The organism is Thermostichus sp. MS-CIW-25, from assembly GCF_054060015.1.
Genome location: NZ_JBSSCS010000001.1, coordinates 136,071 through 151,102 on the forward strand (window position 1 = coordinate 136,071; position 15,032 = coordinate 151,102).

Genomic DNA, 15,032 nt, shown 5'->3' on the forward strand with positions numbered 1-15,032 from the left:
GGTGCTCAGTCCCAGCGCAAACGATAACGGGCTAGCCCCATGCAGACCAACATCCACAGCAGGGCAGCGGCAACAATGACATCGGCCAAGTAGGTGGGAACGCCCAAGCTGCGCCCCATGGTATCGGCTCCCACATAAACCCCGGCAATGAAAACTGCGGCCCCCACCACTCCCAAGGGATGCAGTTGGGCCAACAGGGCAACAACAATGCCGGTGTAGCCAAAGCCCGGGGATAAATCCAAGGTGAGATAGCCCTTGAGCCCGAGAAGTTCACAAGCTCCCGCCAAGCCTGCCAGCCCCCCTCCCAGCAGTGAGGTATACAAAATAACTCCCTGGACTGGGATGCCGAGAAACCTGGCCGCTTCCGGGTTCGCGCCTACGGCTCGCATTTCTAGGCCCCAAACGGTGAACTGCTCCAGCCCCCACACCCCCAAGGCAGCAAGCAGGGCGATGATTAAACCAGCGTGGAGACGACTGCGGGGGATCAGCCGCGGCAGTAGGGCAGCATCCACAAGGGCACGACCTTGGGGCCAACCCAGAGCCAGAGGATCTTTGAGGGGGCCTTCCAGGAGATAGCTGATCCCAAGAAGAATGACAAAATTGAGCAGCAAGGTGGTCACCACTTCGTCCACCTGGAACTGGGTCTTGAGCCAGGCCGGGATCCACAGCAACAGCCCTCCGGCAATCCAGCCCGCCAGCAGCAGCACCAGCACCAACCACGGGCGCGGCAGCGAAAGCCCAGCGGTGCCCAAGAGGCTGGCAGCCAGAGCCCCACCATAAAACTGGCCTTCTGCACCGATGTTCCACAACTTGGCCCGAAAACACACCGCCACCGCCAATCCCGTCAGGATCAGGGGAATGGCCCGCGTCAAAGTTTCGCTCAGGGCAAAGGGGGATCCCACCGCTCCCCGCAGCAAAGCTCCATAGGCTGCCAAAACCGGGGATCCCGTCCACAGGATCAGCAGGCTACAGGAGAGGAAAGCCAGGACAATGGCTGCCATCGGCGCGCTCAGGATCAGCCAGAGGGGCACCGTGGAACGGGGTTCAACACGCATCAGCCACCTCCTGCCCGGCCATGCGCAACCCCAAGGCGGTCACCGTTGTGGTTTGGGTTGGGATTGCTGGGGAAAGCCGACCGCGATAGAGCACCGCCACTCGATCCGCTAAACTCAGCAATTCATCCAGGTCTTCGGAAATGAGCAGGATCCCGGCTCCAGCCCGGGCTGCTGCCAGAAGTTGGGCATGCACATAGGCCACAGCCCCCAGATCCAGTCCCCGCGTCGGTTGGTGAGCCACAATCACCTGGGGATCCCGACACAGCTCCCGCGAGAGGATCACTTTTTGCATATTTCCGCCGGACAGCAGTTGCACCGGCATCTGGAGCGCCCGCCAGGGATCCCCCCTCTGGAGCCCCCGCACATCGTAGGTCTGTAGCCAGGTGTGGGCCTGCTGATAGATTTGGCGGTGACGCAGGATCCCCCACCGCGAGAATTCGGGATCCCGATAGCGCTCGATGACCCAGTTTTCCCATAGGCTAAGGGAACCAATCAGCCCAGTTTTGTGGCGGTCTTCTGGGATCCGGGCCATGCCTTGCCGCACCATCTCAGCAGGAGAGATCAGCCGCAGGACTCGGCCATACAGATGCAGATGACCTTGGTGGGGCCGGATCACCCCGCAGATCAGATCTGCCAGGACGGATTGCCCATTGCCCGCCACCCCAGCAATACCCACGATTTCGTGACGCCGCACCGTCAGAGAAACCTGCTCCAGATGCTGCTGCCCCACCCGACAGGAGACCTGCTGCAACTCTAAGACCGTCTCCCCCGGAGACAAAGGGGCTTTGACCACCGCCGCCAACCGCTGCCCCACCATCGCTTCCGCCAGAGCTGTGGGATGGATCTCAGCCGTCTTGCCCGTCATCACCACCCGCCCTGAGCGCAGCACCATCACCCGGTCACTGGTGCGCATCACCTCCTGGAGCTTGTGGGAAATCAGCAGGATCCCCAGCCCGCGACCGGCCATCTGCCGTAGGGTGTGAAAAAACGGCTCAATTTCCGGTGGGGTCAACACCGCCGTAGGCTCATCCAAAATCAGGATCCGCGCCCCTCGATACAGCACCTTGAGGATCTCCACCCGCTGCCGCTCCCCTAAGGTTAGGGATCCCACCAGGGCATCGGGATCCACGGCCAACCCCAATTCCTCGGCCAGCTTTTGGATGCGCCGCCGTCCCTCTCGCCGCCGAGACCACAGGTGCCACAGGGGCTGAGTGCCCAGAAGAATGTTGTCCAGCACCGACAGATTATCGGCCAAGACCACATGCTGATGCACCATGCCTATCCCTGCCGCCAGGGCAGCCGCCGGGGATCCCAGCTTGAGGGGCCGACCAAACACCCACACCTGACCCTGATCGGGAACGTAGTGCCCAAACAGGATATTCATCAGCGTCGTTTTGCCCGCCCCATTTTCCCCCAAGATGGCCAGAATCTCCCCGGCCCGCAGCTCAAGATCAATCTGGTCGTTGGCCAGCAGAGCACCAAAGCGCTTAGTAATGCCCACCATCTTCAAGGCCAAAGGCGCTTCAGAGGGTGGACTTGGGTTCGCTATCATCGATGGCTACAACAAAAGACCCTGCCAGAATCTCTGCCTGCCGCTCCATCACCTTAGCTTTCAGTTCAGCCGGAACTTTGTCGGCAAAGGTTCCCCAGTCGGAGAGGCTGGATCCCCCATATTTCATCATGCTGTAGATCCCGTAGTCCTCTGCCTTAAACTCTCCGGCCTTCACCGCGGCAATGGCTCTGTCGATGGTGGGTTCCATGTGCCACAGGGCGCTGACCACCACTGTTTCTGGATAATCAGGCTGGGTATCGATCACATTGCCGATGGCCAAAACGCCCCTCTCTTTGGCGGCATCAGATACCCCAAACCGCTCTGCATAGAGGATATCTGCGCCGGCATCAATTTGGGCAAAAGCCGCCTCTTTGGCTTTGGGGGGATCAAACCAACTGCCGATAAAGGTGACCAAAAACTTCACCTCCGGCTGCAGTTCCCTCGCCCCTGCCATAAAAGCATTCATGAGGCGGTTCACCTCTGGAATGGGATAGCCCCCCACCATGCCGATAATTTTGGAGCGCGTCAGCCCCCCGGCCACCATTCCCGTCAGATAGGAAGGCTCGTGGATGTAGTTGTCAAACACGGCAAAATTGCTCAGGGCAGGATCCGGCTTGAGGCTGGATCCCATCAAAAAGCTGACCTTGGGATAGTCTTTGGCTACTTCCCGCGCTTCCCGCTCCACCCCGAAGACCTCACCCACCAGCAGTTGGACGCCGCTCTCGGCATACTGACGCAGCACCCGTGGGTAGTCGGTGTTGGAAACTGACTCTGACCAGGTGTAGTCAATATCCCCCCGCTCCTGGGCAGCCATCAACGCTTTATGGATCCGGCTCACCCACTGCTGCTCAATGGGAACCGTATAAACCCCGGCCACCTTCAGCTTGGTTCCTTGAGCCACCGCGGCATCGCGAACCAACCAGCGGCTCCCCATCAGGCCAGCCACAAAAGCCCCAGAACGCAGGCAGAAGTCCCGCCGGGAGAGTTCTAAACGTGCCATAGTCGCTTCTGTTGAGGTTAGTTCGAGATCGGGTTACTGCTCGGCTTATCCTAAGGGGGAGATCCCTGAAAATATGTATCCTGAAATACAATTTTTTGAGAAGGAGCTTGTTTGTAATGGACAACGAAGTTTCGCTGACGGTTGGAATGGATGTAAGGGCCAAGTCCTCTCAAATCAGCTCTCGATAGATTATCCCTCTGACTACTTGGTTGATATCTTGCACAACCGGATGCTGTTGGGGACTACAGCCCTCTTTTATAAAGTGAGCAATAACCCAATCAACTGGTTTCCTAAATTCGGGCTTTGAGGTAATTTAAGACATCTTTATCTGATTTGGCCTATCATTCAGTCAACTGTAGTTGCTTCTTTCCATCCTAAGTTCAAACAAATAGCCACAACATATGGATCTCATTTTGCGCCGGGCCAATTTGCCGGATGGCCGCAAGGGAATCGATATCGGTATCCAGGGGGATCGCATTGTGGCTCTGGAAAACAACTTGCAAGCCACTGCCCCCCAAGAAATTGATGTCAGCAACCGCTTGGTGTCGCCCCCCTTTGTGGATGCCCACTTTCACATGGATGCCACCCTCACCTATGGGATCCCGCGCATCAACCAATCGGGGACGCTGTTGGAAGGGATCGCCCTCTGGGGGGAGTTGAAGCCGCTGTTGACCCCCGAGGCGGTGATGGAGCGGGCCTTGACCTATTGCGACTGGGCGGTGGCTCGTGGGATCCTGGCCATCCGCACCCATGTGGATGTGTGCGATCCCAAGCTGTTGGCGGTGCGGGCGCTGCTGGAAGTCAAGCAAAAAGTGGCTCCCTACTTGGATTTGCAACTGGTGGCTTTTCCCCAGGATGGCTACTATCGCTCGCCAGGGGCGGTGCAGCTCCTGGAGAAGGCTCTGGATTTGGGGGTGGAGGTGGTGGGCGGAATCCCCCACTTCGAGCGGACGATGGCCGAAGGGACGGCTTCGGTGCGGGCCCTGTGCGAGATTGCAGCAGCGCGGGGTCTGCGGGTGGATCTGCACTGCGACGAGACCGACGATCCGCTTTCGCGCCATGTGGAAACCTTGGCCTACGAAACGCTGCGGCTGGGCTTGCAGGGGCGGGTAGCCGGATCCCATCTAACTTCCATGCACTCGATGGACAACTACTACGTCAGCAAACTGATCCCCCTGATGGCCGAGGCAGAGCTGGGGGTGATCGCCAACCCGCTGGTCAATATGGTCATCCAAGGTCGCCACGATACCTACCCCAAGCGACGGGGGCTGACCCGGGTGCCCGAGCTGATGGCCGCAGGCTTGACGGTGGCCTTTGGTCATGACTGTGTGATGGATCCCTGGTACCCTTTGGGCAGCGGCAACATGCTGGAGGTGGCCCACATGGCCATCCACGCCGCCCAACTGACTGGCTATGAGCAGATGCGCCAGTGTTTTTTGGCGGTAACAGAAAACCCGGCCCGCATTCTGGGGTTGGAAGGCTACGGCCTAGAACCCGGTTGCTATGCCGATCTGGTGGTGCTCCAGGCTGCTGATGCTGTCGAAGCTATTCGCCTGAAACCGGCTTGCCTGTATGTCTTCCGCCGGGGCCGGCTGATCGCCCAAACGCCGCCTGTGGTCGCGCAACTCCATTTGCCTGAGCGCCCCACCCAGGTGGAGTTCACCCGCCAGCTTTGGACCTCATCGGCGCACGGTACCGCTGAAGCCGCTGGCTTTGAATTGCTCCAGGGTGAGGGGCAGGGGGCTGGTTATGGGCACCGAGATGCGAATTGAAAAAGGGCTCTCGCCGGGAGGAACTTCTGCAATGGCCCCCAGGCGGGTACGCTCCGGCAGAACCTCGTTGCCGTTGGCATCGTAAAGCCGACCGAAGACATCCGCGTTCAGCAGGGTATTTTTGGAGCGGTTGACCACTGTGCCTTCGACGAACAGGCACCTGGCCGGTATGGGGTTGCCGTTGCTGGTCACCAGGTTGGTGTATTCGGGGGTATCGGGACAGGGGGTGACGTGGAGATCCTTCAGTTGCAGGGGGATCGCCCCAAAGCCCATCAAGAGCACCGCCAATGCCACACAGCCAAAGCTCATGCAGACAAGACGCAGCTTTTGGGTTAGCCACTGCGCCGGCTTCCAAACTTGGCTCATCGTTTTTCCTCCAAGGCCCACCCTCTTTAGTCTAGGGGATCCCCGTCTCGTAGAACCTTTCCTCGGTTTGGATCCCATCCAGGCGCTGATCCCAAGGATCCTGAGGTAGAGGCTGCTCCAGTAGGCAGGCTTGGGGGACAATGCCCCACTTGGGCACACTGGGATCCGGCAAAGCGGCCAAAAAGCGGTCGTAATAGCCGCCGCCATAGCCCAAACGCCTTCCCCAACGATCGCAGGCCAGGGCAGGCACCAGGATCAAATCCGCCTCGGTGGGGTCGAGGGTTTTGCTGTGGGGAGAGGGCTCCAGTAGCCCCCGGCGATTGGGAATCAGCTCAGCCGAGCCGTACCGGTGCCACTGCATTTGCCGCTGCGGCAGACAACGGGGGATCCCCCACTGCTTCTCCGGGAAAAGGACAAACAGGGATCCCAGATCTACCTCGGAGCCAAAAGCTACGTAAGCCAGGATGGTTTTGGCAGCCAAGAGCTGGGGGCAAGAAGCCAAGTGAGCCACTACCTTTTGACTGATGAGGGATCTGTCCAACCCCTGCCGCACCTGGCGAAAGTGCTGGCGCAGGCGAGCTTTTTCTAGGGCAGGATCTGCTGCCAGAGAACTGGGCCGCCAAGAAGAAGACAGTTCCGGGGAAGGGAGTTCCTGCACAAGCCCAATGCCGCTTGGATATTCGGTCTCTGCAAGATCTGAATCTACTGGATGGCCAGGAGTTCCACTTCAAAGTCCAGGGTGGCGTTGGGGGGGATCACCCCGCCTGCCCCGCGGCTGCCATAGGCCAACTCCGGCGGAATGCGCAAGTAGCGCTTGCCCCCCACCCGCATGGTGGCCAGCCCTTCCTCCCAGCCACGGATCACCTGCCCTACTCCGTAGGTGAAGACAAAAGGCTGATTGCGCTTGTAGGAGCTATCGAAGATGGTGCCATCCTGTAGCTTGCCCACGTAGTTGACCACCACCGTTTGCCCCGGCTGAGGCGAAGGCCCACTGCCTTGAGCAATATCGTAGTATTGCAATCCCGACTCGGTGGTGATGAAGTCCTTGGCTGGGGATTGCACGCTCACCACCGGATTGTCCTTGGCCCGCGATAGAGCTATGGCCGGCTGGCCGCCCCACACCCCAAGCCACAGCAAGCCCAGCACCAACAGCAGCACCCGTTTCATCCGTTGGCGTCTCCCCACCGCCGACTTTTTGCTTTCCTTTACCAATCTTAGAGGATCTCGCTAGCCTTTCAGTTCGGCAAATTCGATGATCTGACCCTGGTGATCCCGCACCCAAAAGACAAAGGGTTTCTCGGAGCGAATGCTGTTGCGGATCCCTTGTTTGTTGATTCGCTTCAGAAGGGCCTTAAGGGACTCCCGCTCATAGCTGACATGGCGATAGCGAACGCCGCTGCTGCGGCCCGCTGCCGGTACAGTCCCGTAAGCAGAAGCAGATGAGGAGCTAGGCCTAGAGGCGTTGCCGTAGGAACCGGACCCCGCATAGGGATCTGTAGAGCCAGGGATCACGTGCAATTGAACATTGTCGGAGAGTTGGTACCAAAGTCCGGGGGTATCCAATTGGGTGGGCCCAGAGGTGGGACGGGCTTTGGCATCGAAGCGGGGACTGAGGCCAATATCCCCTGGAAAGTAAGCGGATCCCAGGCTGTAGCCGACCATGCTTTGCTCGTAGCCGTAGTAGTACTGCAGGGGCAGCTCCGCTTCCGGCAGTTTCAACACCTTCTCGTAAAACCCTCTGGCCTGCTCCAAGTCCGGCACGATGATGGTGTGGACGCGGGGAGCGCCGCTTAAGAATGTCCACATGGCCCCCCCATAGGCCGATAGCAGCAAAAACATCAGCCCCTTCGTGGAGAGCAAAACCTCCAGGGGGATTAGGGGCAGCATCAGTCCAGGTGGGATGACCATCGGCACTTGTCCCTTCGCGGGTGGCTCTATGTCCAGTATAGGATCTGGGGAGAATCCTGGCCTTGGCCCACGCTCGATGAAGCTTGCTCTGTTTGCCCCCAGCCCGCGCGCCCGCCGGTTGGCCAACTCTCTGATCCCGCTCTTGGGCAAGGAGGTGAGCTGCTGGAGCAAAGCTGACCCGCAGGGGCTGCCCTCCCCCTGGCAAGCCTACGGGGATCCCAGCCATCCCACAGCGCCCAGATCTCTGGCAGAAGCTGTTGCCCAAACTTGGCCCCAGGTGCAGGGCTGTCTTTTCATCCTGGCTGCCGGCTCGGTGGTGCGGCTCATTGCCCCTCTCCTGCAGGATAAGCAGCGGGATCCGGCGGTGGTGGTGGTGGACGAAGCCGGTCGCTGGGCTATTAGCCTGTGCGGGGGACATGTGGGGGGGGCCGATGCCCTGGCGCGGCAGGTGGCCGCTACCTTGGGAGCCCAGCCGGTTCTCACCTCTGCTTCCGAGGGGCTGGGGATCCCGCCTTTGGATTTGCTGGGGGATCCCTATGGCTGGCGGCGGGGCCAAGGGGATTGGAATGAGGTGGCCGCTGCCTTGGCTCGTGGGGAGCCCGTGGCCGTTCACCAAACCTGTGGCACGCAACTTTGGCGGCGGGCTTGGCCGGCAGAGTATCCCCTGGTGGCTGCCTCCCCTCCCCATCCTGTGGCCCACATTTGGATTGGGGAATACCTCTCCCCTGCCACGGGGATCCCAACCGTGCACTGGCATCCGCGGGTGCTCTGGGTGGGGGTGGGCTGCGAGCGGGGCACTACCCGCGTTTGGCTAGAGGGATCCCTGCGCCGCCTGTTGCAGGCCCAGGGGCTGGCTTTTGAGGCCATTGCCGGCCTGGCCACCCTAGAGCTCAAGCAAGACGAGCCAGGTCTTCTGGAGCTGGCCCAAGCCTATGGCTGGCCCATTGAGTTTTTCTCGGCAGAGGCCTTGGCTGGGATCCCAGTGCCCCACCCTTCGGAGGCGGTGCGGCAGGCGGTGGGCACCCCCTCCGTAGCCGAGGCGGCTGCTCTTTTGGCGGCTCAGACTTGTCAGACTTGGGGAAGAGGTGACAAGGTTCCTGAGAGGCTATCCTGTGTTGCGGAGAAGGTAGAGCCCTTTGGGGGAGCAACCCTCCTCTGCCCCAAGCAGGTCTTCACGTCAGAAACCGAAGGGGCCTGTACCCTGGCCATTGCCCGCGCGGCGCAGGAGTATTCCCCTCGCAGCGGCCATCTGTGGCTTATTGGCACTGGTCCTGGGGATCTGGGTCAATTGACTTTGGCTGCCCGTATGGCTTTAACTCAGGCCGATGTGGTTGTTGGCTACCAGCTTTATCTGGATCTGGTGGATCCCCTTTTGCACCCCGGCCAAATCCGGGAGGCCTCTCCCATTACCCAAGAGCTGCAGCGAGCCAAACAGGCCATCGCTTGGGCGCAGCAGGGGCTGAAGGTGGCGGTGATTTCTTCGGGGGATGCCGGCATTTACGGCATGGCGGGCTTGGTGCTGGAGTGCTTGGTCCGCTCTGGCTGGGATGGGATCCGCCCTTCTCTGGAGGTGCTGCCGGGGATCTCTGCCTTCCAGGCGGCTGCTGCCCGGCTGGGGGCTCCGCTGATGCACGACTTCTGCGCCATTTCCCTCTCGGATCTGCTTACCCCCTGGCCGGTGATTGCAAAACGCCTGCAGGCGGCTGCCCAGGCGGACTTTGTGGTGGCCCTTTACAACCCCCGCTCGCGGCAGCGGGTGGATCCCTTCCTCAAGGCTCTGCAGATCTTTTTGCAGGCCCGGCCCGCCCATACCCCTGTGGCTTTGGCCCGCAACCTCTACCGCCCTGGCGAAACTCTCCGCCTTACCACCCTGGGGGAGCTGGATCCAGAGGAGGTGGACATGCTCACCCTGGTCTTTATCGGCAACTCCCAGACCTTTCGCCATGGGGAGCGGCTGATTACCCCGCGGGGCTACCGCTTGGGCGAGCCCACCTGACTCCTGGGCTCCAGACTCAAAACACCCTCAGATGCCGGGGATCCAACTGTAGCCACCAGGGGGATCCCCAAGTCTCCACCTCGCGCCAGCGCTCCCGCCACACCTCAGCTTGCAGGTGATAGTCCTGGCGGTGGGCAGGAGGACCGCCCAGCCTAAAGAAGAGAGTCAGTCGGTGGGGGGTCTCGCTCCCCTTCACCAGCCAAGCCGGAAACGTGTTGGGCAGCTTCCCGTCGGGCCTGAAGGTGAGGTGGTGGGCGCGGATGGCGATGTATTCTCCGGCTGGGGATCCCTGTACCTGCAGCTCACAGCCCCAATCCAAGGCCAGCACCCGTTGAGGGCCCAGGAGCTTGGCCCGCGAGATGTTTTTGCAACCCGTCAGTTGCGCCACACTAAGGCAGGGGGGAGCCTCAAATAGCTGACGCTTGTCCCCCTGGGCAATGATTCGCCCCTGCTCCATTACAGCCAGATCCCCGCAGAGGCGGAAGGCTTCCTCAATGTTGTGGGTTACCAAAAGCGTGACTCCCTTGTAGCCCGCTAGGATTTCCCCCATCTCCTGCTCCAGTTGGCTGCGCAGGTGGGCATCCAAAGCAGAAAAAGGCTCATCCAGCAGCAAGATCTCCGGCTCAGAAGCCAAGGCTCGCGCCAGGGCCACCCGCTGCTGCTGTCCTCCGGAGAGCTCCGTGGGATAGCGGTTTTCCCAGCCTTTCAGCTTGACCAACTGGAGCTGGGCCTGGATCCGCTCTTGTTTTTCCGCTTCGCTCAAGCCCGCAGGGATCCCAAAAGCGATGTTCTGGGCAACGGTGAGGTGGGGAAACAGAGCGTAGTTCTGGAAGATCACCCCTACCCGTCGCTGAGCGGGGGGCAGCCGGATCCCCTGTTCGGCGTCGAACAGGGCCCGCTCGTTGAGCAAAATGCGCCCCCCATCCGGGGTTTCAATTCCGGCAATGCAGCGCAAAAGCAGGCTTTTGCCGGATCCAGAGGCCCCCAGCAAGCCCAGGGGTCGCCCATCGCAGCTCAGTTGTGCCTGAAGCTCAAACTGGGGCAGCTTCTTGTAGATGTCTACCCAGAGGCGAGGGGCCGGAGTTGAGAAATCCGGATCCCTTCTGGTGAGAACCTGTAGAGGACGAGAGGGAGGTCGCTGCCAGGGCCGTCGCTGAAACCAAAGGTTAACTGCCGTCATCACCCCCAAGGACAACATCAAGACCAAGGCCGAGCTAATGGCTGCCCCCCGCATGTCCCCCGCCTGAACGGCAAAGAAGATGGCCATGGATAGGGTTTGCGTGCGGCCCGGGATATTGCCTGCCAGCATTAAGGTGGCGCCGAACTCCCCCAGAGCGCGGGCAAAACTGAGGGTAATCCCCGCCAGGATCCCTGGTAAGGCCAAAGGGATCAGCACCCGCGTAAAAATCTTGGCCCTACTTGCTCCCAGGGTGCGGGCTGCCGCCACCAGCGTCGGGTCGATCTGCTGGAAAGCTCCCAGGGCCGTGCGGTACATCAGGGGCAGGGCCACCACCGCTGCCGTGATCACCCCGGCATACCAGGTGAAGATGACCGACAAGTTCAGCGAGGCCAAAAGTTGTCCCAGAAGGGTTCGCCGGCCAAATAGCAGCAACAATAGGAACCCCACCATGGTGGGCGGCAACACCAGCGGCGCCAACAAGAGGGCCTCGAGGAGAGAGCGCCAGCGACCTCGGTAGTGCAACATCCCGTAAGCCGCCAGCGTCCCCACCCCAAAGGTGATGCCCGTGGCCAAGCCGGCAATCCGTAGGGAGATCCAAAGCGGGGATAGGTCGTAGTCGCTCATTTGGAGTAACTCATCCGCGCCATTGCAGAGGGATCCCTCACAGGCGGATAAAGCCGTACTTCACAAACACCTCTGCTGCTTCTTCTGAGGTTAAAAACTCCAAGTAAGACTGTCCGGCGGGAGTATCGCGCACCAATGCCACCGGGTAGATAATTGGCGTAATGGGATCCGCCGTAGCCACTACCCGCACCCGATCCGAAAGCTGAGCATCCGAGGTAAACAGGATCCCGGCGTCGGCATTGCCCTGCTCCACCGCCGTCAAAATTTCCCGCACCGTGCTGGCAAACACCATCTTGGGCCGCAGCGTCTCAAACACCCCCGCCTCGGTGAGAATTTCCTGGGCATAGCGTCCGGCGGGCATGGCCTGCAGATCCCCAATGGACAGAACCCGGATCTCTTCCGCCACCAAGTCGGCAAAATTCTGAACCTTGGTTCTGGCATTGGCAGGCACAATTAAAGCCATGCGGTTGCTGAGAAGATCTCGCCGGGATCCCTCCACCAGCAGGTTTTGCTTGGCAAGGGCGTCCATAAAAGAGGCGGCTGCGAAAAATACTACGTCCAAAGGAGCCCCCTGCTCCACCTGTTGCTGGAGAGAGCCGGAATTGGCGAAGTTGTACTCAACCTTGATGTCGGGATAGCGGGCGGTGAACAACCGGTCGATTTCCGTTAAAGCCGGTTGCAAGCTCACCGCAGCCCCCACCAAAATGGGCTGAGATTGCGCCAAGCCGGGAGCCGACCCCCACCTCAAAGCCAGAGCGGCCAGGATCCCCAGGAATAACATTGCAGTTCTTCGTTTCATAGCCATTTTTCTTTGACCCGTGACGACTTTCAGAACAGGAAAATCCACCAATCGCTTGGTACTTTGACCATTAGAGGTTGCAGTTTGTATCTCTGAGATACATAATCTAGACTATTGGCAGCCCTTCCTCCCCAGAGGCAACGATAAGCATCTGATAGTATTGAAACCGGTGTTGAATGACCATCCGGCAAGCTCCTCTCTTGTTCAGTTCGGTCAACACCCCTGTTGCTCTGCTTGTTCAACAAAGGAGAAGTCATGCAAATCAGCACTCGCAACTTTTTTAAAGGAACTGTAAAAAGCTTCCAGGTGGGCATGGTCAATGCCGAAATTGTTCTGGAAGTTGCACCAGGCATAGAAATAACAGCCATTATTTCTAAGCACTCTGCCGAACGGTTGGGTATAGCAGTTGGGAAAGAAGCGTATGCTGCCATCAAAGCCTCGGATGTGGTCATCGCCGTGGATTAGTGGTGGATTATCAAATTGAGTGACTGGCCTAGACTTGCTGTTGCCTGGGATCCAAATACAGGGCTTTGATAAGGCGCTGGCGATCGTTTAGGCTGATCTGAAGCCGCCCATTCTCTACATCCCGCACCCAGCTCTGGCTGCGCCCCAGCCTCTGGGCCAATTCCCGCTGGCTGATTCCCTTTTGCTGGCGTGCCGCCGAGATATCCGCTCCACGCAAAGCTTTGCTTGAGGGGAAGTCTTTTGGGTTTTCGGGAGGGCCAGGGAGATCCGAGTCTGTTGCAACAGGCGCAGACTTTGCCCTACGCTGCCGCCGAGATCCCGATTCTCGGGTTGGGGATCTGGCTTCTTGAACTACTCGACGATGCCAGTCGGGGGGCAGATGAAATCGTTGAATGCGAGCCTGCATCAAGAGTCCCCACTTGCCCCGCGGCCCGGCAGCCGTCAGCAAGCCACCGTTGTTGGCATCTTCAATCCAAAAGTTCAATGCCTCGTCCGCATCCTCGGGCACAGCTTCCAGGCGAGCCCACAGGGGTTGAATGGAAGAAGGATAGGTGAGGGGATCGAACTCCGGCTTGAGGCCGTAGTGGTTGAGAACCTCCAGATCGCTTTCAAAGGTGCGCACCAGCCGTTTGCGTTCTTGGAGATTGAGATAAGCTTCCTGCAGTCGCTCTTCCCCGTAGGCCACTCGCATCAGGGTGGGCACCGTCAGACGCTGTTGCCGCCCCATCCTCACTTTGAACAACAGCCACAGCAGCAGGCGCATGGCTCCTTCATGGTGTTGCCAATGGCTCATCACGGCCTGCAGCAGGGATAGGGGCAGGCTGCTGTACTGATAAAAGGCTTGCCCCTGGCGGCACCCTTGTCGATTGAGAAAGTACCGTGTCCATTCGCCGGGCTGAATCGCCCAAGTCAGGCCCACCAGATGGTTGCAGCCCTGCTCATCTTTTTGAAAGTGGCGATGCATCTTGAGCAGCCTCCACAGAGGGCCAGCCGGTACCGAAAACCCCTTCACCCGCCCCTGATCCGGCCAATCGATGGAGACTTGAATCCGACAGAGCTGCTCTATCCAGGTCATGAACAGGTGGAGACGGGTCATCTTGCTCAGATCTTTACGTTTATCCCAGCCCAAATAGGACTCCAATTGTGAGTCGGTGAAAACAAAGGATTCCTTCCAGGGGCTATCCAACCCGGCGGCATAGGCAGCAAAAATAAGATGCAAACAGGCAGTTCGCACATCGATCGGAGCACTTTGTGGGATCCCGTCCAAACATAGAGTTAGGGTCAGGGATCCCTGGTTGTGGCCAACAGATTTCTGATAGCAAACCTGGTTGTCTCCCTGCTTCTGAAGATTGAGAGATTGAAATTGAGATAGGAAATTGCAGGCTTCCCAAACCACAATCGATGAAGCAAAAGCCTGGCTATGGCCGTTCAAAAATAGAGGTGGACTGCTGCGAATGCGGGCCGTGACCGTGCGGTTGCGCCCTTTCATGGCTTCATAAGGCTGCGGGGCAGAACCGGGACACAGGCTAACGCACTGAGGTTCTGGGAAGAAACCTTCGCAGTCATTGCACAACAGAGGATTAATCCAGTATTCCCCATCCTGGACAACGATAGCTTTTGTAGGACAGCTATCTACACAAGCGTTGCAACCGATACAATCCCCTGAGATTTGATAAGCCATAGCCCTCAAACTCCATAACGTTTCCCTGTAGCTCTCCCTCGTTCACACCTGCTATCGCATCTGCGCAACCCTAAACCCGGCCATGGAGACCTTCCTCGCAAAGCCGTGGCAGCCCGGCGAGAGACCTTAGTTTAAGGTCTGTTTCCTAAGCTCAATTCGTGAACTGGATTGAACGATACCTCAAAAGATCCCCGGCAGGCCAGGGAGATTTGGTCTAGGGTGAACCTTCTGGAAAGCTTTGTTTTCTCTTAACTTCTAATGTTTGCAGTGAACTTTTGAGATGGCTTTGCAGGCTACTCCTCCCCCCTTGAGAGCCTTTTAGGGATCCGAACTGCAACAAGTGTCAGGCGAAACGCTCAATAACCAAGCCGACACAAGGTCGTCCGCCCACCCAATACGTCGATTCATCGGCAAGGTTGTGGCTTGGCTCTAGATGCCAACCCAAGGGATTGGGTTCTAGCTCCAGCGCCCGCACGATTTCTTCTGGGCTGAGCCCTGTGCAGAGTTGAATGTGTTGCAACTTGGGAAATGGCTTTTCCACAAGGCTAAGCTCTTCAGCAGCTTTAAGGATGGAGCCCAGGTGCAACAAACAGGTGTTCATAGCTTTGCTCCCAAATCAAGATAGGTTATGAAG

Annotated in this window: 14 protein-coding genes; 3 read left to right on the plus strand and 11 right to left on the minus strand. The window is 59.0% G+C overall.

Going from position 1 to position 15,032, the window contains the following annotated elements; translation table 11 throughout:
- Nucleotides 1-5 precede the first annotated feature (5 nt).
- From ACVWZ1_RS00660 to ACVWZ1_RS00670, 3 genes are read right to left on the minus strand one after another with little or no spacing between them, the layout of a single operon-like run.
- Nucleotides 6-1,055, minus strand: coding sequence for an ABC transporter permease (locus tag ACVWZ1_RS00660; protein ID WP_457465710.1), 1,050 nt, complete (start codon nucleotides 1,053-1,055; stop codon nucleotides 6-8).
- Nucleotides 1,045-2,607 carry an ABC transporter ATP-binding protein gene (locus tag ACVWZ1_RS00665; protein WP_457465712.1) on the minus strand — a complete coding sequence of 521 codons (1,563 nt, stop codon included), beginning with the start codon at nucleotides 2,605-2,607 and terminating at the stop codon, nucleotides 1,045-1,047. Before ACVWZ1_RS00665 ends, ACVWZ1_RS00660 begins: the two co-directional genes overlap by 11 nt.
- On the minus strand, nucleotides 2,579-3,607 hold the full coding sequence (locus ACVWZ1_RS00670) for a BMP family protein (protein ID WP_457465714.1): 1,029 nt from the start codon (nucleotides 3,605-3,607) through the stop codon (nucleotides 2,579-2,581). Before ACVWZ1_RS00670 ends, ACVWZ1_RS00665 begins: the two co-directional genes overlap by 29 nt.
- 401 nt (nucleotides 3,608-4,008) lie before the next feature.
- Here ACVWZ1_RS00670 and ACVWZ1_RS00675 point away from each other — a divergent pair, with 401 nt between their 5' ends.
- Complete coding sequence (locus tag ACVWZ1_RS00675; protein WP_457465715.1) at nucleotides 4,009-5,379, plus strand: amidohydrolase family protein; 1,371 nt, start codon at nucleotides 4,009-4,011, stop codon at nucleotides 5,377-5,379.
- On the opposite strand, the gene ACVWZ1_RS00680 is transcribed toward ACVWZ1_RS00675, so the two are convergent.
- The 4 genes from ACVWZ1_RS00680 to ACVWZ1_RS00695 are packed head-to-tail and all read right to left on the minus strand — an operon-like array spanning nucleotide 5,287 to nucleotide 7,653.
- Nucleotides 5,287-5,745: an FxLYD domain-containing protein gene (locus ACVWZ1_RS00680; RefSeq protein ID WP_414332474.1), complete on the minus strand. Its 459-nt coding sequence runs from the start codon at nucleotides 5,743-5,745 to the stop codon at nucleotides 5,287-5,289. The genes ACVWZ1_RS00675 and ACVWZ1_RS00680 overlap by 93 nt on opposite strands.
- 31 nt (nucleotides 5,746-5,776) lie before the next feature.
- Nucleotides 5,777-6,403, minus strand: a complete 627-nt coding sequence (locus ACVWZ1_RS00685) for a 5-formyltetrahydrofolate cyclo-ligase (RefSeq protein ID WP_457465717.1) — start codon at nucleotides 6,401-6,403, stop codon at nucleotides 5,777-5,779.
- Nucleotides 6,404-6,447: 44 nt separating this feature from the next.
- Nucleotides 6,448-6,912 carry an FKBP-type peptidyl-prolyl cis-trans isomerase gene (locus tag ACVWZ1_RS00690; protein ID WP_011432059.1) on the minus strand — a complete coding sequence of 155 codons (465 nt, stop codon included), beginning with the start codon at nucleotides 6,910-6,912 and terminating at the stop codon, nucleotides 6,448-6,450.
- 60 nt (nucleotides 6,913-6,972) lie between these two features.
- A complete protein-coding gene (locus tag ACVWZ1_RS00695) occupies nucleotides 6,973-7,653 on the minus strand; it encodes a VOC family protein (RefSeq protein WP_011432060.1) in 681 nt (226 codons plus the stop codon).
- Between the two features lie 76 nt (nucleotides 7,654-7,729).
- On the opposite strand from ACVWZ1_RS00695, the gene cobJ reads away from it, so the two are divergent.
- The gene (gene cobJ, locus ACVWZ1_RS00700; RefSeq protein ID WP_457502267.1) at nucleotides 7,730-9,649 is read left to right on the plus strand and encodes a precorrin-3B C(17)-methyltransferase; all 1,920 of its coding nucleotides are present in this window, start codon (nucleotides 7,730-7,732) and stop codon (nucleotides 9,647-9,649) included.
- Nucleotides 9,650-9,665: 16 nt separating this feature from the next.
- Here the strand turns inward: cobJ and modB are convergent, their stop codons facing one another.
- Together modB and modA are read right to left on the minus strand one after the other, a co-directional pair.
- A complete protein-coding gene (gene modB / locus ACVWZ1_RS00705) occupies nucleotides 9,666-11,453 on the minus strand; it encodes a molybdate ABC transporter permease subunit (protein WP_457502268.1) in 1,788 nt (595 codons plus the stop codon).
- 37 nt (nucleotides 11,454-11,490) lie between these two features.
- Complete coding sequence (gene modA, locus ACVWZ1_RS00710; RefSeq protein ID WP_457502269.1) at nucleotides 11,491-12,252, minus strand: molybdate ABC transporter substrate-binding protein; 762 nt, start codon at nucleotides 12,250-12,252, stop codon at nucleotides 11,491-11,493.
- A 255-nt stretch (nucleotides 12,253-12,507) separates the two neighbouring features.
- On the opposite strand from modA, the gene ACVWZ1_RS00715 reads away from it, so the two are divergent.
- On the plus strand, nucleotides 12,508-12,717 hold the full coding sequence (locus ACVWZ1_RS00715; RefSeq protein WP_011430671.1) for a TOBE domain-containing protein: 210 nt from the start codon (nucleotides 12,508-12,510) through the stop codon (nucleotides 12,715-12,717).
- Nucleotides 12,718-12,745: 28 nt separating this feature from the next.
- Here ACVWZ1_RS00715 and ACVWZ1_RS00720 read toward each other — a convergent pair whose 3' ends face one another.
- Nucleotides 12,746-14,398, minus strand: a complete 1,653-nt coding sequence (locus tag ACVWZ1_RS00720; RefSeq protein ID WP_457502270.1) for a helix-turn-helix domain-containing protein — start codon at nucleotides 14,396-14,398, stop codon at nucleotides 12,746-12,748.
- Nucleotides 14,399-14,741: 343 nt separating this feature from the next.
- On the minus strand, nucleotides 14,742-14,999 hold the full coding sequence (locus ACVWZ1_RS00725) for a hypothetical protein (protein ID WP_011432066.1): 258 nt from the start codon (nucleotides 14,997-14,999) through the stop codon (nucleotides 14,742-14,744).
- Nucleotides 15,000-15,032: the final 33 nt, after the last annotated feature.

Excerpts from the sequence above, each read along its gene's own strand:
- ACVWZ1_RS00665 (WP_457465712.1), bottom strand. The coding sequence starts at position 2,607 with ATGATAGCGAACCCAAGTCCACCCTCTGAAGCGCCTTTGGCCTTGAAG.
- cobJ (WP_457502267.1), top strand. The coding sequence starts at position 7,730 with ATGAAGCTTGCTCTGTTTGCCCCCAGCCCGCGCGCCCGCCGGTTGGCC.
- modA (WP_457502269.1), bottom strand. The coding sequence starts at position 12,252 with ATGAAACGAAGAACTGCAATGTTATTCCTGGGGATCCTGGCCGCTCTG.
- modB (WP_457502268.1), bottom strand. The coding sequence starts at position 11,453 with ATGAGCGACTACGACCTATCCCCGCTTTGGATCTCCCTACGGATTGCC.
- ACVWZ1_RS00680 (WP_414332474.1), bottom strand. The coding sequence starts at position 5,745 with ATGAGCCAAGTTTGGAAGCCGGCGCAGTGGCTAACCCAAAAGCTGCGT.
- ACVWZ1_RS00670 (WP_457465714.1), bottom strand. The coding sequence starts at position 3,607 with ATGGCACGTTTAGAACTCTCCCGGCGGGACTTCTGCCTGCGTTCTGGG.
- ACVWZ1_RS00675 (WP_457465715.1), top strand. The coding sequence starts at position 4,009 with ATGGATCTCATTTTGCGCCGGGCCAATTTGCCGGATGGCCGCAAGGGA.
- ACVWZ1_RS00720 (WP_457502270.1), bottom strand. The coding sequence starts at position 14,398 with ATGGCTTATCAAATCTCAGGGGATTGTATCGGTTGCAACGCTTGTGTA.
- ACVWZ1_RS00660 (WP_457465710.1), bottom strand. The coding sequence starts at position 1,055 with ATGCGTGTTGAACCCCGTTCCACGGTGCCCCTCTGGCTGATCCTGAGC.
- ACVWZ1_RS00690 (WP_011432059.1), bottom strand. The coding sequence starts at position 6,912 with ATGAAACGGGTGCTGCTGTTGGTGCTGGGCTTGCTGTGGCTTGGGGTG.
- ACVWZ1_RS00695 (WP_011432060.1), bottom strand. The coding sequence starts at position 7,653 with ATGGTCATCCCACCTGGACTGATGCTGCCCCTAATCCCCCTGGAGGTT.
- ACVWZ1_RS00725 (WP_011432066.1), bottom strand. The coding sequence starts at position 14,999 with ATGAACACCTGTTTGTTGCACCTGGGCTCCATCCTTAAAGCTGCTGAA.
- ACVWZ1_RS00715 (WP_011430671.1), top strand. The coding sequence starts at position 12,508 with ATGCAAATCAGCACTCGCAACTTTTTTAAAGGAACTGTAAAAAGCTTC.